Source organism: Kroppenstedtia sanguinis (genome assembly GCF_050433445.1).
GTDB lineage: Bacteria > Bacillota > Bacilli > Thermoactinomycetales > DSM-45169 > Kroppenstedtia > Kroppenstedtia sanguinis.
Genome location: NZ_JBNPXF010000010.1, coordinates 61,616 through 82,093, shown reverse-complemented (window position 1 = coordinate 82,093; position 20,478 = coordinate 61,616). Strand labels below are relative to the sequence as shown.

23 protein-coding genes and 1 pseudogene are annotated in these 20,478 nt (G+C 53.1%); 6 read left to right on the top strand and 18 right to left on the bottom strand.

The features are described 5' to 3' along the window. Positions 1-17 precede the first annotated feature (17 nt). From JOD24_RS08165 to JOD24_RS08115, 11 genes are all read right to left on the bottom strand, one after another. Positions 18-1,205 carry a D-alanyl-D-alanine carboxypeptidase family protein gene (locus JOD24_RS08165; protein WP_380166148.1) on the bottom strand — a complete coding sequence of 396 codons (1,188 nt, stop codon included), beginning with the start codon at positions 1,203-1,205 and terminating at the stop codon, positions 18-20. Between the two features lie 114 nt (positions 1,206-1,319). After that, positions 1,320-2,642 carry a pyrimidine-nucleoside phosphorylase gene (locus JOD24_RS08160; protein ID WP_380166150.1) on the bottom strand — a complete coding sequence of 441 codons (1,323 nt, stop codon included), beginning with the start codon at positions 2,640-2,642 and terminating at the stop codon, positions 1,320-1,322. 1 nt (position 2,643) lies between these two features. Further along, a complete protein-coding gene (locus tag JOD24_RS08155; RefSeq protein ID WP_380166152.1) occupies positions 2,644-3,468 on the bottom strand; it encodes a purine-nucleoside phosphorylase in 825 nt (274 codons plus the stop codon). A 35-nt stretch (positions 3,469-3,503) separates the two neighbouring features. Further along, positions 3,504-4,325 (bottom strand): purine-nucleoside phosphorylase, encoded by an 822-nt coding sequence (locus tag JOD24_RS08150; RefSeq protein ID WP_380166190.1) that lies wholly within the window; start codon positions 4,323-4,325, stop codon positions 3,504-3,506. Positions 4,326-4,350: 25 nt separating this feature from the next. Continuing rightward, on the bottom strand, positions 4,351-5,538 hold the full coding sequence (locus JOD24_RS08145) for a phosphopentomutase (protein ID WP_380166154.1): 1,188 nt from the start codon (positions 5,536-5,538) through the stop codon (positions 4,351-4,353). A gap of 67 nt (positions 5,539-5,605) precedes the next feature. After that, complete coding sequence (locus tag JOD24_RS08140; RefSeq protein ID WP_380166156.1) at positions 5,606-5,848, bottom strand: DUF4227 family protein; 243 nt, start codon at positions 5,846-5,848, stop codon at positions 5,606-5,608. Positions 5,849-5,913: 65 nt separating this feature from the next. Next, positions 5,914-7,047, bottom strand: a complete 1,134-nt coding sequence (gene ald / locus JOD24_RS08135) for an alanine dehydrogenase (RefSeq protein ID WP_380166158.1) — start codon at positions 7,045-7,047, stop codon at positions 5,914-5,916. 94 nt (positions 7,048-7,141) lie between these two features. Next, positions 7,142-7,621, bottom strand: a complete 480-nt coding sequence (gene fur, locus JOD24_RS08130; protein ID WP_380166160.1) for a ferric iron uptake transcriptional regulator — start codon at positions 7,619-7,621, stop codon at positions 7,142-7,144. A gap of 101 nt (positions 7,622-7,722) precedes the next feature. Continuing rightward, the gene (spoIIM, locus tag JOD24_RS08125; protein ID WP_380166162.1) at positions 7,723-8,358 is read right to left on the bottom strand and encodes a stage II sporulation protein M; all 636 of its coding nucleotides are present in this window, start codon (positions 8,356-8,358) and stop codon (positions 7,723-7,725) included. A 288-nt stretch (positions 8,359-8,646) separates the two neighbouring features. Continuing rightward, positions 8,647-9,843: an endonuclease Q family protein gene (locus JOD24_RS08120; protein WP_380166164.1), complete on the bottom strand. Its 1,197-nt coding sequence runs from the start codon at positions 9,841-9,843 to the stop codon at positions 8,647-8,649. Then, entirely contained in the window at positions 9,840-10,394 is a 555-nt protein-coding gene (locus tag JOD24_RS08115) for an NUDIX domain-containing protein (protein WP_380166166.1), read from the bottom strand. The genes JOD24_RS08120 and JOD24_RS08115 overlap by 4 nt, the downstream gene beginning before the upstream one ends. 146 nt (positions 10,395-10,540) lie before the next feature. Here JOD24_RS08115 and JOD24_RS16090 point away from each other — a divergent pair. Then, positions 10,541-10,594 (top strand): annotated as a pseudogene (locus tag JOD24_RS16090) (hypothetical protein); the annotation flags it as partial. Here the strand turns inward: JOD24_RS16090 and JOD24_RS08110 are convergent. Then, on the bottom strand, positions 10,569-11,714 hold the full coding sequence (locus JOD24_RS08110) for a DUF3866 family protein (RefSeq protein ID WP_488168471.1): 1,146 nt from the start codon (positions 11,712-11,714) through the stop codon (positions 10,569-10,571). The pseudogene JOD24_RS16090 and the gene JOD24_RS08110 overlap by 26 nt on opposite strands. A gap of 654 nt (positions 11,715-12,368) precedes the next feature. Between JOD24_RS08110 and JOD24_RS08105 the strand changes: the two genes are divergently transcribed. From JOD24_RS08105 to JOD24_RS08095, 3 genes are read left to right on the top strand one after another with little or no spacing between them, the layout of a single operon-like run. Further along, entirely contained in the window at positions 12,369-13,454 is a 1,086-nt protein-coding gene (locus JOD24_RS08105; protein WP_429246714.1) for a class II aldolase/adducin family protein, read from the top strand. A 13-nt stretch (positions 13,455-13,467) separates the two neighbouring features. Then, entirely contained in the window at positions 13,468-14,247 is a 780-nt protein-coding gene (locus tag JOD24_RS08100) for an SDR family NAD(P)-dependent oxidoreductase (protein WP_380166172.1), read from the top strand. 3 nt (positions 14,248-14,250) lie between these two features. Beyond that, on the top strand, positions 14,251-15,120 hold the full coding sequence (locus tag JOD24_RS08095; RefSeq protein WP_380166174.1) for a diacylglycerol/lipid kinase family protein: 870 nt from the start codon (positions 14,251-14,253) through the stop codon (positions 15,118-15,120). 130 nt (positions 15,121-15,250) lie between these two features. Here the strand turns inward: JOD24_RS08095 and JOD24_RS08090 are convergent, their stop codons facing one another. From JOD24_RS08090 to mce, 6 genes are all read right to left on the bottom strand, one after another. Continuing rightward, a complete protein-coding gene (locus JOD24_RS08090) occupies positions 15,251-15,574 on the bottom strand; it encodes a hypothetical protein (RefSeq protein WP_429246713.1) in 324 nt (107 codons plus the stop codon). A gap of 89 nt (positions 15,575-15,663) precedes the next feature. Then, positions 15,664-15,939 carry a GNAT family N-acetyltransferase gene (locus JOD24_RS08085; protein ID WP_429246725.1) on the bottom strand — a complete coding sequence of 92 codons (276 nt, stop codon included), beginning with the start codon at positions 15,937-15,939 and terminating at the stop codon, positions 15,664-15,666. A 9-nt stretch (positions 15,940-15,948) separates the two neighbouring features. Then, positions 15,949-16,221 carry a GNAT family N-acetyltransferase gene (locus JOD24_RS08080; protein ID WP_380166704.1) on the bottom strand — a complete coding sequence of 91 codons (273 nt, stop codon included), beginning with the start codon at positions 16,219-16,221 and terminating at the stop codon, positions 15,949-15,951. A 170-nt stretch (positions 16,222-16,391) separates the two neighbouring features. Continuing rightward, positions 16,392-17,510 carry a M20/M25/M40 family metallo-hydrolase gene (locus tag JOD24_RS08075; protein ID WP_429246712.1) on the bottom strand — a complete coding sequence of 373 codons (1,119 nt, stop codon included), beginning with the start codon at positions 17,508-17,510 and terminating at the stop codon, positions 16,392-16,394. A 204-nt stretch (positions 17,511-17,714) separates the two neighbouring features. Beyond that, positions 17,715-19,244 carry an acyl-CoA carboxylase subunit beta gene (locus tag JOD24_RS08070; protein ID WP_380166700.1) on the bottom strand — a complete coding sequence of 510 codons (1,530 nt, stop codon included), beginning with the start codon at positions 19,242-19,244 and terminating at the stop codon, positions 17,715-17,717. Continuing rightward, entirely contained in the window at positions 19,237-19,689 is a 453-nt protein-coding gene (gene mce / locus JOD24_RS08065) for a methylmalonyl-CoA epimerase (protein WP_380166698.1), read from the bottom strand. The genes JOD24_RS08070 and mce overlap by 8 nt, the downstream gene beginning before the upstream one ends. Positions 19,690-19,994: 305 nt before the next feature. Between mce and prli42 the strand changes: the two genes are divergently transcribed. Continuing rightward, positions 19,995-20,087 (top strand): stressosome-associated protein Prli42, encoded by a 93-nt coding sequence (prli42, locus tag JOD24_RS08060; RefSeq protein WP_380166696.1) that lies wholly within the window; start codon positions 19,995-19,997, stop codon positions 20,085-20,087. Between the two features lie 209 nt (positions 20,088-20,296). Beyond that, a complete protein-coding gene (locus JOD24_RS08055) occupies positions 20,297-20,464 on the top strand; it encodes a hypothetical protein (RefSeq protein ID WP_380166694.1) in 168 nt (55 codons plus the stop codon). Positions 20,465-20,478: the final 14 nt, after the last annotated feature.

Below are 20,478 nucleotides of genomic sequence, written 5' to 3'. Positions count from 1 at the left end.
GACGGGCGGAATCGGTCTCAAGTTTCGGGATCAGCAGCCGGCGCTTCATCCGGAATAAAAAACAGTTTCCTAGCAGTTCGCTTCAGTAGGGTCCATACACTCGCTTGGGGAATTTCCCGGGCCGAAGCCAACTCCATCCGGGCAACTGTTTTTCCGTCTTTCTCCACTTCCACTGTTCCCAAGAGTTGTCCTTTCTTAATCGGTGCCTTCAGCTTTTCCCAGTGAATTTTCTTCCGGTAATCCTCAGCATTCTCCCCCTTTTTCATCAACACGCTGAACTGTTGGGGGGAACGCACCTCGATCACACTTTTTTCTCCCTTGTCCACTTGAAGTTTGCCAATCAATTGGCCCGGTTTGTAAATCACTCGGTTGGCGTATTGATTGAATGCAAAATCCAACATACGTGTAATTTCCCGGTTTCGATCCTTCACATCCGGTTCACCCATAACCACCGCAATTGCCCGCAAATCCCGGCGCTTGGCAGTAGCGGCGAGGCAAAAACCCGCTTCTCCTGTAAATCCTGTTTTAAGTCCATCCAATCCTTCGTAAAACTTCACCAACTTATTGGTGTTCACCAACCAAAAAGGCTTTTTACTGTCTTTTCGCAGATAATCCTCATAGGTTTTCGTAAAGCGGGTGATTTCCCGGTGTTTAAGCAACTCCCGGGACATGATCGCAATATCTCTCGCCGTGGAATAATGGTTAGGTGCAGGCAGACCATTGGGGTTTTGAAAGCAGGTATCTTTCATGCCCAACTCTTCGGCTCGCTGATTCATCATTTCCACGAATTTCTTTTCTGTTCCCGCCAAATGTTCGGCGAGAGCCACTGAAGCATCATTGGCACTTCCAACTGCCACTGCTTTCAATAGATCTTCCAGCTTCATCACTTCGCCGGTTTCCAAAAAAATCTGGGCCCCTCCCATAGAGGAGGCATATTCACTGGTCCGTACTTGATCTTCATAGGAGATTTTGCCCTTCTCCAATGCTTCCATCACCAAAAGCATCGTCATAATTTTGGTGATGCTTGCCGGTGGCAGCTTCTCCCGGCTATTTTTCTCATACAACACCGTTCCGGTATCTGCATCGACCAAAACAGCCGATTTAGAATGGGGCGCCAACCCCTCTTCCGCCGCCCACACGGAGGTGGGAGCTACCGCAACGGGGAGACACACCAACAGTACCCACACACATAAACGCACTCGCATCGAGGCTTCCCTCCTTCTCGTACCCTTATTGTGAGCGGAGGAGAGGATGATTATTCCATATTTGTCAAAAGAAAAAACCGGACTTTTGTCCGGTGAAATGATTCATGAAATGATTCATGATTCCTCCTGTCCCGCTGTCACCAATTCTCGGATCAAGGGAGGCGGTGTCACCCTTTGCTCTCCCAGGGTGACCGTGCTCAGGAAACGCTCCTGTACCGCTTCTGCCTCTGCTCTGCTATTGGCGTGAAGAACGGCCAGTGTATCCCCTTTTTGTACCACATCCCCGATTTTTTTCTGCAGAACCACCCCGACACTGTAATCGATAGGAGACTCCTTGGTCTTCCGGCCGGCTCCCAGTTGCATGGCACACAAGCCGATCGCCTCCGCATCCAAGGAGGTGACGATCCCTTGAATGGGGGAGTGAACGGGGAATTGTACCGGAGATTGCGGAAGCCGATCCGGCTCATCCACTGCCCGGACATCTCCTCCCTGGGCTTTCACCAACTGGCGAAAACGCTCCAGAGCCGAACCGTCATCGAGGGTGGCTTTCAACTTCGCTTCAGCCTCCTCCCTCGATCCCGCCATTCCGGCCAAGGTCACCATCTGTCCCCCTAGGGTCAAGCAGAGTTCCGTCAGATCCCGTGGGCCCTTGCCCTTCAGAGTTTCAATCGCTTCCTTCACTTCCAGGGCATTGCCCACAGCATACCCCAGTGGTTGATTCATATCACTGATCACCGCTACGGTCTGCCGTCCAATCCGCTGCCCAATTTCAACCATGGACCGGGCCAGCTCACGAGCCTGTTTTTCCTCTTTCATAAACGCCCCGCTACCGGTTTTGACATCCAGCACAATCGCATCCGCACCGGCAGCGATCTTTTTGCTCATGATTGAACTGGCGATCAACGGGATGGAATCCACCGTGGCAGTGACATCTCGCAGGGCGTAGAGCTTCTTGTCTGCGGGAGTGAGATCAGCGGTCTGTCCCATCACGGCTAAACCCCACTCATTGACTTGCTGGACAAAACCCGCCGTGCTCAACGCCGTGTCAAACCCAGAAAAAGATTCCAGTTTGTCAATGGTTCCTCCCGTATGACCGAGACCGCGGCCAGACAGTTTAGCCACCGGCACACCCGCCGCCGCCACCAGGGGGCCTAGCACCAGCGTGGTAGTGTCCCCCACCCCTCCGGTGCTGTGCTTATCCACTTTGATTCCTTTAATCGCGGAGAGATCCACCTCCTCACCGGATCGAACCATCTCCAGAGTCAAATCCGCCGTTTCCCGGGTATCCATCCCCTGCAGGCGGACAGCCATGGCCCAGGCAGACATCTGATAGTCCGGAATACGCTCGTGGGCATATCCTTGAATCAGAAACCGGATCTCCTCGGAAGTTAGTGCCTGTCCGTCCCGTTTTTTCCGAATGAGTTCCACGACCTCCATTTTACCCCTCCATCCGGGCCAGGATTCCTTTTACCAACCTGATAAACCGAGGTTTGGTCTGGTTGGCCACCTCCACCACCTGTTCATGGGTCAGAGGTTCCAGCTCCTCACCGATGGCCATATCCGTAATACAGGAAATCCCCAGCACTTTCAGTCCTGCATGGCGAGCTGCGATCACTTCTGGAACCGTCGACATACCGACGGTATCCCCTCCCAGGTTACGAAGCATAATCAATTCCGCCGGAGTCATGTAGGAAGGACCACTGATTCCTGCATACACCCCTTGTTGCAGTCGGATTCCCTGCTCATCCGCCACTTCCCGGGCCAATTGAATCAAATCCCGGTCATATGCCCTCGACAGATCGGGAAAACGAGGGCCTAAGCGGTCTTCATTGGGACCGATCAAGGGATTGGCTCCGGTAAAATTGAGATGATCCTCAATCAACATCAGATCCCCCGCCTGAAAGGAACCATTCATCCCGCCACAAGCATTGGTTGCCACCAGGCTTTTCACCCCGAGTGCCTTCATAACATAGACGGGAAAGACCACTTCCTGCTGAGTATATCCTTCATAATAATGAAAACGTCCCTCCATCGCCACCACCGTCTTGCCCGAGAGGCGACCGACAACCAGTCTGCCCGCATGACCCTCTACTGTGGATTCGGGGAAGTGAGGAATCTCCTCATAGGGAATCGAGTCCGCCTCCTCCAGGTCCCGAGCCAGATCCCCTAGTCCCGAACCCAGGATCAACCCGATCGTCGGCCGATGATCTGTCTTTTTCCCAATCACTTCCTTTGCTTCTACAATCTGTTCTAGTCTTTGCATGGATGTGGCCCCTCTCCCTTGGTTTCGCATCTTTCCTAAATCGATCCGATCTCCTGGATCAACCCTTTCACCAGCCGGATAAAACGGGGCTTTACCCGCTCCGCCGTCTCCATCACCTCTTCGTGACTGAGAGGCTGGGGCAAGATTCCCGCGGCCAGATTGGAGATGCAGGAGATCCCGATGACCCGCATGCCCCCGTGTCTGGCTACGATCACCTCGGGAACCGTAGACATACCGACGGCATCGGCTCCCATCTGTCGCAGCATGCGAATCTCAGCGGGGGTTTCATAGGAAGGACCGGTCAGTCCGGCATAGATTCCCTCACGCAAGTGGATTCCCTGGGCCTTCGCCACTTCTTTGGCTAATTGCCGGTACTGAGGATCGTATGCCTCTGACATATCGGGAAACCGAACCCCCCATTCAGAATGGTTGGGACCCATCAGGGGATTGGTAAACATCAGGTTGAGATGATCCCGGATCAACATCAGGTCCCCCGCCTCAAAATCAGTATGAATCCCACCGGCGGCGTTGGTGACGATCAGCGTCTCCACACCTAAGGCTTTCATCACCCGGATCGGAAAGGTGACCTCCTGCATCCCATATCCTTCATAATAATGAAACCTTCCTTGCATCGTCACCACCGGCTGAGATTCCAGTCTTCCTACTACTAGCCGCCCGGCATGACCTTCCACGGTTGACACGGGAAAATGGGGAATCTCTCCATAATCGACGGTTTCGGGCCCCTCGATCTCCTCCGCCAGAATTCCCAGTCCAGAACCGAGGACCAAACCGATCTTCGGTTCCTCTGTGATTTTTTCCCGGATCACCTGTGCGGCCTGCTCCGTTTTTCGTAGCATCGATTCCATCTAGATCCCCTCTCCCTTACCCTCGGTATGATAATTGGGGCAGAAATGAAGTTCCATATTCCGGCATCTGCACTCCAAAATTGTCCGCTATCGTGGCCCCCACATCAGAAAAAGTCTTCCTTACCCCCAGGGAGTGACCCGCCTCCTCTAACAACGGCCCCCAGACAAAGAGGGGGACATATTCCCGAGTATGATCCGTTCCGGTGTAGGTGGGATCATTTCCGTGATCCGCCGTGATGATCAGAAGATCGGAAGGGCGGATCAACTCCATAATCTCTGGCAACCGTCGATCGAAATCTTCCAAAGCCTGTCCGTATCCCTCTGGATCCCGCCGATGTCCATATTTGGAATCGAAATCGACCAGATTGATAAAAGACAACCCGGTCCAGGATTCCTTCAGAATCCCCAACAGTTTGTCCACCCCGTCCATGTTGTTTTCCGTTTTAATCGAGCGGGTGATCCCCTCACCGGCGTAAATATCCGATATTTTTCCGATCGCAATCGTATCCAGACCCGCCTGTTGCAAAAAGTTCATCACCGTCGGTCGCGGCGGTTTAACGGAATAATCCTTTCGATGAGCGGTTCGTACAAAACTCCCCGGCTGGCCGACGAAGGGGCGGGCGATCACCCGGACCACGGCAAACCGTTCATCCATGGTCAGTTCCCGTGCCACCTCACAGATTCGGTACAACTCATCCAAGGGGATCACTTCTTCATGGGCGGCAATCTGAAAAACACTGTCCGCCGATGTATAGACGATCACGTCCCCTGACTCCATCTGTTTCTCTCCCAATTCCTCGATGATCGCCGTTCCCGAGGCCGGTTTATTTCCCAGTACCTTGCGCCCAATCCGTTGTTCAAAGGCTTGGATCAATTCATCAGGGAAACCCTCGGGATACGTTTTAAAGGGGGTCGATGTATGTACACCCATCAACTCCCAATGCCCATTCGTTGTATCTTTACCTGCGGAAACCTCCGCCATCTTTCCAAAATGGGCTCGGGGCTTGTCTGCCGGCTCGATTCCCGGGATCGGTTCAATATTGGACAACCCCCACTCTGCGAGATGAGGAAGATGCAGCCCCCTTGCTTCAGCAATATGGCCCATGGTGTGAACACCCTCATCCCCAAACTGTTTCGCATCGGGCAAGGCTCCGATGCCTACACTGTCCAACACGACTAAAACGATTCGATCAAATCTCTGCACATGTCTCACCCCTATCCACTGTCTCACAAAAAAGCCCGCTCAAGGCATCCCCAAGCGGTGAAAAGGATTATTCGCCCAGCCAATAAAACATACGGAGGCGCTCTTTTATATCAGCTATATCCCCCCGTCGCCCCGGCTCTTCCAAGGGTGCCATCACTTTGACCGCTCGTCCCCTCGGCTCCCCATACCGATGGGTGGGTAGCATCCATTGGGACAGGATGGCGATCGCCTGGTATAAAATCAGAGTCAGGATCACAAACAGGATCAAAAACTTGGCCCATGCCGCCAACCGGCGGAGCGAGATGATCATCGACCTCGTCCTTTCCCACCTCGTTACCTTTATCTTATGGGAAAGGGGGGATTCCTATGTTTACTTTATCCCAGAATCGGCTGACCCATCAGATCATCCAGGGATCGATAGGGAAGCTTCAAATCCTCCGCAACCGCTTGATAGGTGACCACCCCATCCATCACATTGATCCCTCGGGCAAGAGGACGGTTTTTCTGTAGAGATTTTTCCAATCCCTCGTTGGCGATCTGCACTGCGTAGGGCATGGTCACATTGGTAAGTGCATAAGTGGATGTGCGGGCCACCGCTCCCGGGATGTTGGCCACAGCGTAATGAACCACACCATGCTTGACATAGGTGGGGTTGCTGTGGGTGGTCACCCGGTCACTGGTGGCGATAGAACCGCCCTGGTCGATGGCCACATCCACGATCACAGATCCTGGGCTCATCTCTTGGACCATCTCTTCCGTCACCAGACGCGGAGCGCGCCGCCCCGGAATCAGGACCGCTCCGATCAGCAGGTCCGCTTTTTTAGCGGCTTGTCCGATATTGAAGGGATTGGACATCAAGGTTCGGACCTGTCCATGGAAAATATCATCCAGTTGCCGCAGACGGTCGGGGTTGAGGTCGATAATCGTCACATTAGCTCCGAGACCCAAAGCGATCTTGGCAGCGTTCGTGCCGACGATACCACCTCCGATGATGACCACCTCACCGGGCAGAACTCCCGGAACCCCGCCGAGCAGAACCCCTTTTCCACCCTTCGGTTTTTCCAGGAACTGCGCTCCGACTTGAACCGACATCCGCCCCGCCACTTCCGACATGGGAGTCAGCAAGGGGAGCGCCCCGTTATCCAACTGAATCGTTTCATAGGCGATGGCGGTTACTTTGTTCTCCATCAGAGCCCGGGTTAATTCCGGCTCCGGGGCCAAGTGAAGATAAGTAAAGAGGATCAATCCTTCACGGAAATATTGGAACTCTGATGCTTGGGGTTCTTTCACTTTCAGGATCATATCCGCAGAACCCCATACTCCTTCCGCGCTGTCCATGATTTTGGCTCCATGCTCCGAAAAATCCTCGTCTGGGAAACCGCTACCATTGCCAGCCCCCTTTTGGATCAGAACCTGGTGTCCGGCTCCCACCAGTGCGTCCACTCCCGCAGGAGAGATCGCGACCCGGTTTTCGTTGTCTTTAATTTCTTTTGGAACTCCAATAATCATGATACACTCCTCCTTTTCCAACCCTATCATACCACTTGACAATCCCACTTCATACCGCCTTTGTTCAACAAAAAACGCGAGATCATCCCGGATCTCACGTCACCTTGGAACCCACTAGTTTTTTGGGATCTTCAACTTGGTCTTTGCACCGATGACAGACCCCGTGAAAAGTCAGTCGGTGATCCACAATCTGAAAGTTAAACTCTTCCTCCACCCGCTTTTCAATCGGACCCAGCCAGTCATCGGTGATTTCATCCACAGCTCCACAATTCAGGCAGATCAGATGATGATGATGATGTTCAGCCCCTTCGGCACGGAATTCATATCGGGTGACACCGTCACCGAAGTTCAACTTGTGGATGATCTGCAGATCGCTGAGGAGCTCCAGTGTTCGATATACTGTAGCCAGCCCGATCTCAGGCGCTTTTTCCTTCACCAACAGGTAGACATCCTCCGCGCTCAGATGGTCCTCTTTGTTCTCCAACAGAACACGGACCGTTGCTTCCCGTTGGGGGGTCAGCTTGTAATTGTGAGCAGAAAGCTGCTGTTTAATCTGTCTTACTCGCTCTTCCATCTGGAACACCCCCCTGCACTCCTGATCTCATTATAGAAGAGGGAGAACAAGGAAGTCAATTCTTATGATATAAGATATCATTTGATAAATATTATAATTTGTTAAGGATGAGGTACTGCCACCCGCATCAGCATAGGAGAGACATATGCCTCAAACAGAGAAGCCACCACCAGAATGCATGCCATAGACGTCACCAGGATCGAGTAGGATAAAAATTGCGGATAAATCTTTCCTCTACGCTGAATCAAGCGATTTTTGGCTAACAAGACAGAGAAAGCCGTTCCACTGACTGCAACCACCATCAATGCCGGAACCACCAACAAATTTTGCGGCACCACCGCAGACAGTGAGAACCATAGTCCCTCCCAGGAGAGCTGGTTCACCAGAAAACCGACGGTAAAGCCGATGACCAACCCTTTTAAAAACATGAGGACAAAGACGAAGGGAATCCCAATCACAGATATGCCCAGGATCCACATCAGTCCTAGTGTTTTAAAATGTCCCCCTAGCGAGTGTTGAAAGGCGATCTTGGGATCGGCGGCATCTTTTTGATCCAGCCCCTGGAAAAAGTGTCCCAGGTAGCCGAGGAGATTTTCCTTTTGAACCGGGGACAAGGTATTGACGATGATCGCCCCGAAAATCACACCCATCATAAACAACACGCCTACAAACAGATACAGAGACATCTGGCTCTCCACATGCAACCGCAATGTCTGGCGAATGCCCATCTTCCTCATCTAGACTCCCTCCTTGTCCACTCTCTCTATCTCTATGAGCGGTTGGAGAAAGATAGACTAGAAAGGCTACGATTTACATGAATCTTCTTGGACGGTCGGGATGGGGTTGTTCTGGAGAGCCAAAATCACTCCATTTGAAACCCCACCCTCCCTGTTTCACAACGCTTTTAGAAACGCCGTGATTTATATCCTTCTTGCACAGTCAGGATGTGTTTTCCCAAGTGATTGCGAGACCCACGTGTTTCCAAGGTGCGATTTGCCTGAGAGCATAGGTGATCCCTTGTTCCTTCATTCCTTGAATCGGCCTGCCACGACCTGATTTTTTACCCGGCCGTAGCTACCGCCGCCCCCTTCTTCAAACTCCAATCGCCGTTCCCGGGCGAGGCGGATCTGGGTCGCCACCGATGCCCCGACCAGTTCGGCGATGTCCTCCAGGGAGGCCCGATGCAAGATCTCCATTTCCGTCCCGAACCGCTGAAGCAACTTTTGCAAGGTTTTGGGCCCCAGCTTCGGGATAAACTCCAAGGGCACCTGATAGATATAGGGAGGCCGGTGGGCCGGATGAGTGGTCGGACGGTCGGCTAGCTGCTCAATCCGGTCTGCCACCCCCCTCACCGTTTTCGTGCTACCACAGTACTCACAGCGACCGGACTCTGTGGGAATGAGCAATTCTCCACAGTTGAGACAACGCGTCCGATGATATTTTCCCAGCTTTGGATCCAGTCCGTAATTGGCCAACACCCGCCGCCCCTGTTGGCGCTGAAGAGCCCGCTTCAGTTCCTGAAAGCTAGGTTCTGCAAGCAAAAGCTCATTGTACTCTCGGCCGATTTTCGGCAGGGAATGGGCATCGGAATTAGTGAGAAAAGTAAACCGCTCCAGCTCGAAAATCTGGTCGGCAAGCGTAGAATCCGAGGAGAGTCCCAATTCCACCCCGGCCAATTGATCCAGGTTCAACAGATCTGACATCCGATCCACCGCACTGCCGTAGACACTTTTAAAGGGGGTAAACACATGGGCTGGTATCAGCAATCCGCCTAAGTCCGCCACTTTCCCTTCCAGGTCTCTCAAGTCTCCGTGGAAGCGTTGCGTGGATAATTGCATGTTTTTCACATGGTGGGACATCCAACTGCTGAAGGTGCGCATCACATCCAAATTGGGAAAATAGGCCAACAGATGGGCCACACCTCTCCCGGTTCCTTTCACCTCGATCTCCACGCCGAGAATCGCAGTGGTCTCCCGATAACGGATTCCGCCTCCGGGCAGAGCTTCATAACGTCCCTCATCCAAGTTGCGTGCGATCTCCTCTTGAACCGGCGGCGAATGGGCATCGATGATGCCGATCATGTGGATCCCTTTGCGGTGGGCCGCTTCTTGAACAATATTGTCAAAGGTGAGATTGCGAGAACCAGTGATTTTCACTGGGAGTCCACCTTCCGTCTGGCCAATGTGGATATGGAGGTCGGCAAAAACCGATTTCAGGGTCATCGAGCCCTTTGCTCCCGACCTTGCAGAATATAAAGAGCCGTCACCGTCTTGGCATCGCAAATCTCCCCGGACTTCACCCGCTCAAAAGCTTCCTCCAAAGTCAGCTCCACCCGTTCCACAAACTCATCCTCATCAGGTTGAAAAGTTCCCTCGGACACCCCTTGTGCCTCATACAAGTGCAATAGCTCGTCCGCAAAGCCAGGGGAAGTGTAAAAGGAGACCAAGTGCGTCAACTCCGTCGCCCGGTACCCCGTCTCCTCCTCCAATTCTCGCCGAGCACAGTCTGCCGGCTCTTCCCCTGGCTCCAGTTTGCCCGCGGGCAATTCGAGAATCTCCCTTTCCAAGGGTTTCCGGTACTGCCGTACCAAGACGATCTTCCCCTCCTCAGTAACAGCCAACACCGAAACCGCTCCCGGATGCCGGACCAACTCCCGGGTGGAGGTCTCCCCGTTGGGAAGTCTTACTTCATCTAACTCCACCCGGATCACCCGGCCTTCAAATAGGGTGCGACTATGAATCGTCTGCTCTTCCAATTTCCTCAACTTCAGCACCTCCTAAATCATCCCTATCCATTATACAGGATTCTGCCCCCCTCACCGAAACACGCGGGCAGGTATAATCTTCTTCTCCTTCAGATAAACTGGTGCGGACGTGTCTCTTCTCCGCATTTGCCAATCCATGACCAGAGGTGAAACAGATGAAAGTGGAGATGGGCGAAAGACAGCTCAGGATCGTCGGAAAAGGGTGGCAGGTGCAGGCTTGGTTGCGGCAATACTCCCGCCAACAGCTGACGTTAGATGAGCTATTGCGTCGGCAGCAGTCCATCCGGCACCGATCCCTTTCCATAGTTGAAAAGCAACAACCGCCGCAGCAGAAATAGTCCGATAGAAGAGTGGATCCTCCCGAATCCCGCGCCCCATACTGCGAACCTTCCCCGGATAATTCAGGAGACGTTCCTCTACTTCCTCGGCGGTGACGGACGCCTCCAACCAATGGTGTCCTACCTGGCAACGCTCCTGCAAGCCCCCGATCTCTTCCAGAATCTCTTCAGGTAAAGGCTGTGGCAGAGGAACCACTGCAGGGGCCAACGCCACTGACGTGAGGTTGGTGACCGTGTGATGACTCAACCCGCAATGACGTTCTCTCGGATCCACGGACTGGATGCGAGGGATCACCACAGGCAACCCTTGCAGACTGTAAACCCCGTTGACCGCCTGCCCCTGCTCCACTCCGGAAAAGCCGAAGGGGGTCCCCGTCCCCACGATTCCTGGTCCCATAGAGACAAAGATCAGATCCGCCTGCAAAGCATGGCGGGCCAGCAACAGCCCAGAATAGAGGTTGATCGCTTCCAGATCCCCACCGAAAGCATGACCACAAGTCACAGTTCCCGTTAGCCAACCGGCTTCTTTCAACAACCGGATGTGCCGACTGAAAGGAGCCGGCAGAGCACCACCGTCCGTCATCACATAGACGATGCGGGGGGATGGGTCACTGTCGGCCAAATCCCGCCAAGTGGCCACCGCTACTGGTAACATACTATGCAATTCCCCAATCAACACCGGTGTACCATCGAGTGAATTCCTTTCTTTCAGGATCTCGGAATAGCGGCTTCCCGGCTCCTCACCCGTTGCCAGGGCTACCTGCCAAGGGGTGTAACGCAATTTCATCATGTGACCTTGAACCGGTTCCGATTGGGGGGGACGATCCACCCAACCCGCCACAAAGTGGACCCCGCCCGTACCCAAGCCCAACTGAACCGCCGTGGTGTTGAGCCACACTCGGTCTCCCGGTTCACAACGGCCCAACAAAAGAGGATAATGAACCGCCCGCTCCTCCCTTCCCTCCTCTTCTCTTACTTCCAACCATTGCACCTCTTTCTCTTCCTCCACCACCCGAAGAACCGTCCCTTGTTTCCAAATAATCACATCACTTCCCCCTTTCCTTCCCTCGGAAAGGGAGTATGCGTAATGACCCGCGTTTATGACCCCATGGGCTGTTGGGAAAATGGGGGCGAAGGAGAGTCGTGTGTTACTCAAGCGACCTTTGTGCCACAGGTACTACAATCTGAAAGTCTCACGAGAGACGCTTAGGGGCAACATTCATCCTGGTATTGCTGACCTCCCCGGCTTTGCCCCTGACCGATGATCAGATTCTTAAGCGGCCGGTCTTCACTTCCTGGTAGGATGGCCGGAGCAGGGTAGAACACGATCTACCACCTAAAATCAGAGCTGTTGATTAACCAGGAAATGAGTGAAAGAAACAAACTGACCTTTCGCTCTTCTCCTTGTCCGAGTCGCAAAATTTTTCTTGTGGGAAGGGGGATGGCGGGACGGCTACGATCTCTTGCAAAGAGCGCAAAGGTTCTTCACCGTCCCACCATCCCGACCTTATTTCCTGCTTAAAATATAGCTAATCAACACACCTGTGACGCCATATGAAACAAGCCAGTTCAATTCGAGGTATATTTTGGCTTTAAAGGGAAAAATAAATATAAATCCTATGGTATCACAGGAGGGATAAATCAGATGAATACCTTCGCAATGATCGGATCTCAGGAGGGTTCCCCCTTTTTGAAAGAATTCGCTGCCGGATTGCAACGGGAGATGGAATCCAAAGGATATCAGCTGGATGAGGAGGTCCCGCCGAAAATCCAGCTGGTTCTTAATTTCGTCGATGAAGCCTGCCCCCGTCATTTTCGGCGGAGTGGACAGGGGACATTTGTTGTGACCGTGGCTGAAGGCAAGCCACATACAGACATCTTACATACGGCATACCCTGTTCTCATCCGTTCCCTCGGGAACCTGATGATCTATCTATCCATTGGCAACGGGGAACCGGAAACTTATTTTCTTACCCTGGAACAGGGCTGTTATTCCGTCAAGGAAAGCTTCGGCACGGAAGGTTATTTTCGGGAGGTATTTGAACGGTTGCAACCCTTGGCCACTTCGCAGTTGGTCATCGATAACCACTTCTTCCCCGATCTGCCGGAAACATTGTGGGATGGAGACAGAATCACCCGGGACATTTACCAGTCCGGAAAAAAACTGGATGAGATGAACTTGCTACCTGCCCCGTTCCCGATTCAGGAGCTGTTACCCCCTAGGGATTACCGTCATATCCAGCGATTATATGGGATCGGCGGGCTCAGCTACGGAAATTTGAGCGCCCGCAGGGAAGAAAACCAATTCTGGATGAGCGCCCGCGGGGTAAATAAGGGTAATCTTCATCAAATCGGACGGGATATCCTATTGATCAAAGGTTTTGATGACACCACCCCGGCCATGGAAATCAGCGTTCCTCCTCAGATCGAACCCAAACGGGCATCCGTCGATGCGATTGAACATTGGATGATCTATACGGAACATCCTGAGGTGGGGGCCATTATCCATATCCATGCTTGGATGGATGGGGTGACTTCTACAGAAATCAACTATCCCTGCGGAACAGTGCAACTGGCGGAAGCGGTGGCAGATCAGATCCGCAAAGCGGAAGACCCTTCCCGTGCAGTGGTGGGATTGAAAAATCACGGTTTGACCATCACCGGGCGGGATCTGGATGATATTTTTGAACGGATTGACGGCCGCATCCTCCCTCAGGTCCCGATGTCATGAACGGGGGATTCAAATGTCACGAATCGTTTTGATCACCGGGGCTTCCAGCGGCATCGGCAAGGAAATTGCACGGGAACTGGTGGCAAAGGGGGATTATCCACTGCTGGTGGCCCGGAACGAGCGCTCTCTCCGCCATCTGCGAGAAGAGTTGGGGACCGGGGATTGGTTCACCTGTGACGTAACCCGTCAAGAGGAAGTGGAAAATTTGATAGCCGAAGTGATCCGATGCCACCCACAGGTGGATGTGTTAATCAACAACGCCGGATTCGGCCGCTTCGGCGGGGCACTCCAAATTCCACTTTCGGATTACCAAGCGATGATGGAGACGAACTACCTGGGAGCGGTCCGCATGACCCTGACCCTCCTTCCCCATATGTTGAAGCGGGGTGGCGGACGCGTGGTGAACATCGCCTCGGTAGCGGGACTTTCCGGTAGCCCCAATCTGGCCCCCTACGTCGCCTCCAAATTTGCGCTGGTGGGATTTTCAGAGTCACTCCATCTGGAATATGCCCCTGCGATCCAAGTGGGGGTTTTGTGTCCGGGGCCGGTGCAAACTCCCTTCTTCGGCGCTGAAGATCCCTCGGGATACTTTCCGCCTCCGATTGCCCGACGGCTACTGGATGCCAACACGGTCGCCTGTCATGCCCTGCAATTGATCGACCGCCCCCGGCTGAAGGTCATCCCTCACAGCCTGAGTTGGGCAATGCGCCTGCGCCGATGGGCTCCCGGGCTTTTTCTTCATATGAATCGACAGCTCTATGGGACATGGAAAAGGAAGGACATCGAGGTGTGAGCTATGTATGTTTTCATTGTCAACCCGGTATCCGGCAATGGACGGGGGCGACGTGTCTGGTCCAGAGTGGAGGGATGGCTTATCCAAAAACAGACCCCCTATGAGGTCTATTTTACTAGCGCCCCCAGTCAGGCGACGGAACTGGTCCGATCGATGATCCGTCGTGACATCGAGGCGGTGGTAGCGGTAGGCGGGGATGGAACGGTGCATGAAGTGGGGAATGCCCTGGTAGATACAGGAATCCCCCTCGGCTATATCCCTGCTGGATCGGGAAACGATTTTGCCCAGGCTCAGGGAATTCCCCTGCACCCGAAACAAGCTTTGTATCGGGTGCTCCGCAATAAAATACAACCGATGGATACCGCCCGGATCGGCACCCGATCTCTGATCGGCTTTGGAGGAATCGGCTTTGATGGTCAAGTGGCGAAAGCGGTGAATCAATCCTCTATCAGCCGACGTCTTGGCCGTTTCGCCTATCTGCTTGGCTTTCTTCAGACATTGAAACAGTACCGACCCGCCCAGGTGACCTTGATCACGGATGGAATTGAACAAGTTTTTGACCGAGTGTGGCTGGTGGCCATCTGCAACCAACCCAACTATGGCGGTGGTATGCAGATTTGCCCCGAGGCCCGCTCTGATGATGGACTCTTGAATCTCTGTTGCGTTCATGGGTTATCCAGAGCAGGCCTGATCAAACTTTTCCCCTCCGTCTACAAAGGCAGACATACCTCCCATCCTTCCGTCCTCCTCTTGGAGGGGCGCCGGATCACCCTTCGCTCCGATCCCCCCCTCGTCATTCATTCCGACGGGGAAATCATCGGGGAGACACCTCTGTCCATCGAAATTCGTCCCCGATCCTTGACTGTTTTGTGAACAGGTAGGAATCAGAACAAGTGAAAAACCGCAAGTAAAGAGACGGCTTTACCTGCGGTCACAACCCGCCTTCCCTCTTACTACCCAGAGGGATAACAAAAAATCCTACCCATCGAGAGTTTTGTTAACCTCAGATTGGATCAGGAGAGGTGGACAGAGCTCGCTCTTCACCGATCAGCGAAATGGAGAAAAAGTAGAGGTTCAAAGTGCCCCGACTGGTCTTTACCCAGCAGGGATTCCCCGTCGCATCCGTCCATTTCCAGAGGGTGTAACGCCAGAGGATTCCAACCTCCCGGTCCCTGACCTTCCAGTTGAACTCATCCATCACTTCCTCCTTCACTGGGACAGCAGAGGGCACGGGTGAGCCAACCCCACCCTCCTGCTTTAAACCCGGAAACAAATGGAGCCAAAATGGTTGGCGCCGGTTCCCCTCATCTTCCAAACGATTACTCAAGGTGATCCATCCCCCTTTTTATTCATCCTCCATCGCTGTTAGATTGTACGAATATCGGGGGATTCATCCCGAATTATCGCGAATTTTATTCATTGTCGTCCACAAACCGGCCCCATCTGAAGTAGATCTACGTATTTCCCTTCTCCTGTTTTTACCTGCCGATTCCATCGCCCTTCCTCTTGGAATCCTAACCGATGGTAAAGGGAGATGGCCCTGTCGTTGTCTGCGAATACCTCCAGGCACACCTTCTCGATGGTTGGATGGGTTTCAGCCCAGTCCAGTAAGGTCTGGAGCAGAGCAGAACCCACTCCTCTACCTCGCCATGGCTGGCTCACACTCATTCCGAAAAAACCGGTATGGCTCAGACGCCTTTTTCATTCCCCTTGGAAGTCCAGCATCCCGATGACCTTTCCCCTTGCTTCCGCTACCAAGATCACTCCATCTTGAGAGTTGGTCATCTCCCGAATCCACTTTCTCTCTTGCCCCACAGTCAACTGAAATTCACTCAGCTCTGTGATCTGGTAATGCCCTTCCGCAATCACGGACCTGGCGAGATCAAGCAAAGCTGATGCATCCTCCAGAACAGCACTCCGAATGATGAATTCACTTCCATTCCTGCATCGCTCTTTGCGGGATTGAATCTGCATTCTATTCTCTCCCCTCATCACGAGAAATCCCACCGCTTGAGGGAATCCAAGCAGACAGGGACATCTAGCAAAACAGCTGGTTTGTAACCATAAGAACACCCTCGTCTCATACTTACTATAAAAAAGCCCACGGATTTCTGATCCGTGAGCCTGTAAATATCCTCTCTGTTTTATTCCCGGCTCGCCTCGATCAGAGCGGCCACCAGTTCTGCTGCTTTGTTCAGCTCTGCAATCGGCATCTGTTCCTGGGTCGTGTGAATCTCCTCATAACCGATGGCCAGATTGACTGTGGGAATGCCATGACCGGCGATGACGTTGGCATCGCTGCCGCCGCCGCTGGCCAATAATTTCGGTTGACGACCCACTTTTTTCACGGCGGCAACCGCCTTTTGCACAACGGCGTCGGATTCTCCGAACTTATAAGCCGGATACATCTGAGTCACTTTCACTTCCGCCTCTGCTCCTAGTTCGGTGGCCGCTTCTTTGAACCCTTTCACCATTTTGTCCACCTGGGCTTCCAGCTTGGCCTCATCCCGGCTACGGGCCTCGGCTAGGATTTCCACGGTTTCCGGAATCACATTGGAAGCGGTGCCCCCTTGAAATCGGCCGATATTGGCAGTAGTTTCCCTATCGATCCGTCCCAAGGGGATTTTGGATATCGCCCGGCTGGCCACTTGAATCGCACTGATCCCGTCTTCCGGATTCACCCCTGCATGAGCCGCTTTGCCCCGGATCACTACATCCAGCCGCACTTGGGAAGGAGCTTCGGTGATAATCTCACCAACCAGCCCATTGGAATCCATGGCAAATCCGAAATCCGCCTTCAGCATCCCAGGATCGAGACTCTTGGAGCCGACTAATCCTGATTCCTCACCAGCAGTAAGGATCAACTGGATCGAACCATGGGAAATCCCCTGCTCCTTTACCGTACGAACACCCTCCAGAAGGGCGGCCAGGCCGGCTTTGTCATCCGCTCCCAACACCGTGGTTCCATCACTTTTCACATAGCCATCCTCGATCCGGGGCTTCACCCCGATCCCCGGGGCAACCGTGTCCATGTGGCTAGTGAAGTAAATCGCCGGTGCTGACAGGTCATCTCCCGGTAACGTGGCGATCAGGTTCCCTGACCCGTGGCCGGTCACAGATGCGGAATCGTCTTCCGTCACCGTAAATCCAATTTGAGTCAGCTTCTCCTTCAACAGATCGCAAACCGCCCTCTCATCTCCGGTCTCACTGTCCGTCTGGACCAATTCCAAAAACTCATCCAGCAAACGCTCTTCATTAACCATGCTGATTCCTCCATCATTTCAATCTGTTCGCCTGTTCCCACGCTTGTTTTTAAGTTTAGTGGCACCGCCAGCTACATTCTATGTGTTTCTTCTGTGCCTCCTTGAAGGGAATCGCACACCCTCTCTCCGTGTAAAGAAGCACCTTCCGAGTCTTGAAACCAGGTGGATCGGAATCGGATCTGATCGCCCTGTACCGGACCTTCTTTACAGTGGGATGTTGCCGTGTTTTTTAGCAGGCCGGTCCTTCCGTTTGTTCTGCAACATCTCCAGAGCTTGTCTCAGCTTGTTCCTGGTTTGCCTCGGGTCGATCACATCGTCCACCATCCCTTTGGCTGCCGCCACGTAAGGATTGGCAAATTGCTTGCGGTATTCCTCAATTTTCTCAGTGCGAGTGGCGGAGGGGTCCTCGCTTTCCCGGATCTCCCGATGATAGATGATATTGGCCGCCCCCTCCGGCCCCATCACTGCCACCTCGGCGGAGGGCCAGGCGTAAACCACGTCCGCTCCGATCGCTTTGCTATTGAGAGCCACATAAGCCCCGCCAAAAGCTTTGCGGATAATGACGGTGATTTTGGGCACTGTCGCCTCGGAATAAGCATACAGGATCTTGGCCCCGTGGCGTATAATCCCCTGGTACTCCTGGTTCACTCCGGGTAGAAACCCAGTCACATCCACAAAAGTGATCAACGGGATATTAAAGCTGTCACAAAACCGAATAAACCGGCTCAGCTTGTCTGAGGAATCGATATCCAATCCCCCAGCCATCACCTTAGGTTGGTTAGCGGCGATCCCCACCGGTTGTCCATCGATCCGGCCAAAGCCGACGACGATGTTGCGGGCGAATTTCTCATGCACTTCCATGAGGTCCCCCCCGTCGACAACCCTTTCGATCACCCTATGTACATCATACACCTTGGTCCCTTCCACTGGAACCACATCCATCAGGTCTTCCACCCAGCCATCATCCTTGGGGGTGCGAATACGAGGCGGTGCCTCCATATGGTTTTGAGGCAGGAAACTGAGCAACCGCCGGACTGATTCCAACGCTTCTGATTCCGAAGCGGAGGTAAAATGGACATTTCCGCTCAGGGTGGAGTGAACCCCGGCACCCCCCAGTTCTTCAGAGGAGATTTGCTCGCCTGTGACCGTCTCGATCACCTTAGGTCCGGTAATAAACATCTGACTGGTCTCCTCCACCATAAAAACAAAATCGGTGAGTGCCGGAGAATAGACAGCTCCACCGGCACAGGGACCCATGATGACCGAGATTTGGGGCACAACACCAGAATAGATGGAATTTCGGTAGAAGATGTGTCCGTATCCATCCAGAGAGGCCACCCCCTCCTGAATCCGGGCGCCACCGGAATCGTTCAGTCCGATAATCGGGGCGCCGTTCTGGGCCGCTAGATCCATGAGGCGAGCGATTTTCAAGGCATGCATCTCGCCCAGGGCTCCCCCGAAAACCGTGAAATCCTGGGCAAAAACATAGACCGAGCAACCGCTTACCTTCCCGTACCCTGTCACCACCCCTTCCCCAGGTGCCTCGCCGATGTCCGCTGCGGAGTTCTCTACAAAGGGATTCAGTTCCACAAAAGAGTCTTCATCCAGCAAGAGTGCGATTCGCTCCCGTGCAGTCAGTTTCCCTTTATCATGTTGTGAGCGAATTTTTTTATCACCACCGCCCACCTCCGCCCGATGACGACGAGCTTCCAGTTCATTCAGTTTTTTATACATCCTGGTCCTCCCCGATTCGGATCCCCTGCTTTCCCGGTTGGCACAATTCGTAAAGAACACCTCCTGTGGATTTAGGATGGAGAAAGGCCACCTGGGTCCCGTTGGCCCCCGGTTTGGGCCACTCATCGATAAGGCGGATCCCCGCTGTTGCTAATCCCTCCAGCTCTCCCTCCAGCTCCTTCACTGCAAGAGCGATATGGTGAATCCCTTCTCCACGCTTCTCGATAAAACGAGCGATGGTGCTCTCCGGAGAAGTCGGTTCCAATAGTTCCACTTTGATTTCTCCCAGCCGAAAAAAGGCCACGCGCACTTGTTGACTGTCAACGGTCTCTTTTCCGAGAAAAGAGAACCCCAGGATATCCCGGTACAGAGGAATCGCCGTTTCCAGACTTTTTACTGCAATGCCCACATGATCGATTTCCTCCGGAGAAAGTGAGGGCCTCATGTCAGCCCCCCCTCTGAATCCCTGACCAGGAAACTTCTTTTTGAACAAAAATCTCCCTCCCATCTGTATACTGCAAAAGCTTGCACGTCTCCGGGTTATGGCTCCCCCTATTTTAAGCGGAAACAGTGAGGGCGAAAGGGAAAACGCATTTGGTTCTACTTCCTATTTCCTGGTGAATCAACAGCCCTTTCCACTTTTGTTTTTAATATATCAAAAATAAACTCTTTTGCGTCAATAAATCGGGAATTTGTCCTTTTATTGGACAGGGGGGAAGCCCTCGACTAAAATAGATCTGAGGTGATTCCATGCAACCGATCTGGGTGAAAACCGTTGTCTATGTCATTATTGTCACCCTTCTTCTCACCACACTGATCAGCGGTGCGATGACCTTCTTTTAATGATGTTCACAAATCCGTGAAAAACCCTGTTCACCCGCAGATCACGGAGAGTTTCCCCTCCCGGTTCGATCCACAGGATGGAGTAGCCACCCGAGCTCTTGCCCTCCCGTCGACCCGACAGTATACTGGATTTGGAGAATGGAAATCCTAAGGACGCTGGGATCCGAAAGGTGCGTCTTCTAAACACAGAAAGCGGGTGAAACATCCATATGTACATGACTGTGATTTTGATCTTCATCTCCGCCCTCGCCATCAAAGGTACCCTGACCAACAAAAAGGAAGGGAACAAGCCCGGATTTTACATTGGCGGTCTATTAACTCTGGGCACTCTCTGTGTCACCTTCCTTGCGATCTACGACGAATTGATCGGGATCTAAAGTCGGTACAGGGA

What these genes read in the sequence shown, in the direction of transcription:
- JOD24_RS08075 (WP_429246712.1), bottom strand. Translation starts at nt 17,510, where the DNA reads ATGGTTAATGAAGAGCGTTTGCTGGATGAGTTTTTGGAATTGGTCCAG.
- JOD24_RS08160 (WP_380166150.1), bottom strand. Translation starts at nt 2,642, where the DNA reads ATGGAGGTCGTGGAACTCATTCGGAAAAAACGGGACGGACAGGCACTA.
- JOD24_RS08100 (WP_380166172.1), top strand. Translation starts at nt 13,468, where the DNA reads ATGTCACGAATCGTTTTGATCACCGGGGCTTCCAGCGGCATCGGCAAG.
- ald (WP_380166158.1), bottom strand. Translation starts at nt 7,047, where the DNA reads ATGATTATTGGAGTTCCAAAAGAAATTAAAGACAACGAAAACCGGGTC.
- mce (WP_380166698.1), bottom strand. Translation starts at nt 19,689, where the DNA reads ATGAGGCCCTCACTTTCTCCGGAGGAAATCGATCATGTGGGCATTGCA.
- JOD24_RS08095 (WP_380166174.1), top strand. Translation starts at nt 14,251, where the DNA reads ATGTATGTTTTCATTGTCAACCCGGTATCCGGCAATGGACGGGGGCGA.
- fur (WP_380166160.1), bottom strand. Translation starts at nt 7,621, where the DNA reads ATGGAAGAGCGAGTAAGACAGATTAAACAGCAGCTTTCTGCTCACAAT.
- prli42 (WP_380166696.1), top strand. Translation starts at nt 19,995, where the DNA reads ATGCAACCGATCTGGGTGAAAACCGTTGTCTATGTCATTATTGTCACC.
- JOD24_RS08150 (WP_380166190.1), bottom strand. Translation starts at nt 4,325, where the DNA reads ATGCTACGAAAAACGGAGCAGGCCGCACAGGTGATCCGGGAAAAAATC.
- JOD24_RS08055 (WP_380166694.1), top strand. Translation starts at nt 20,297, where the DNA reads ATGTACATGACTGTGATTTTGATCTTCATCTCCGCCCTCGCCATCAAA.
- JOD24_RS08140 (WP_380166156.1), bottom strand. Translation starts at nt 5,848, where the DNA reads ATGATCATCTCGCTCCGCCGGTTGGCGGCATGGGCCAAGTTTTTGATC.
- JOD24_RS08105 (WP_429246714.1), top strand. Translation starts at nt 12,369, where the DNA reads ATGAATACCTTCGCAATGATCGGATCTCAGGAGGGTTCCCCCTTTTTG.
- JOD24_RS08080 (WP_380166704.1), bottom strand. Translation starts at nt 16,221, where the DNA reads ATGCAGATTCAATCCCGCAAAGAGCGATGCAGGAATGGAAGTGAATTC.
- JOD24_RS08120 (WP_380166164.1), bottom strand. Translation starts at nt 9,843, where the DNA reads ATGACCCTGAAATCGGTTTTTGCCGACCTCCATATCCACATTGGCCAG.
- JOD24_RS08165 (WP_380166148.1), bottom strand. Translation starts at nt 1,205, where the DNA reads ATGCGAGTGCGTTTATGTGTGTGGGTACTGTTGGTGTGTCTCCCCGTT.
- JOD24_RS08155 (WP_380166152.1), bottom strand. Translation starts at nt 3,468, where the DNA reads ATGCAAAGACTAGAACAGATTGTAGAAGCAAAGGAAGTGATTGGGAAA.
- spoIIM (WP_380166162.1), bottom strand. Translation starts at nt 8,358, where the DNA reads ATGAGGAAGATGGGCATTCGCCAGACATTGCGGTTGCATGTGGAGAGC.
- JOD24_RS08070 (WP_380166700.1), bottom strand. Translation starts at nt 19,244, where the DNA reads ATGTATAAAAAACTGAATGAACTGGAAGCTCGTCGTCATCGGGCGGAG.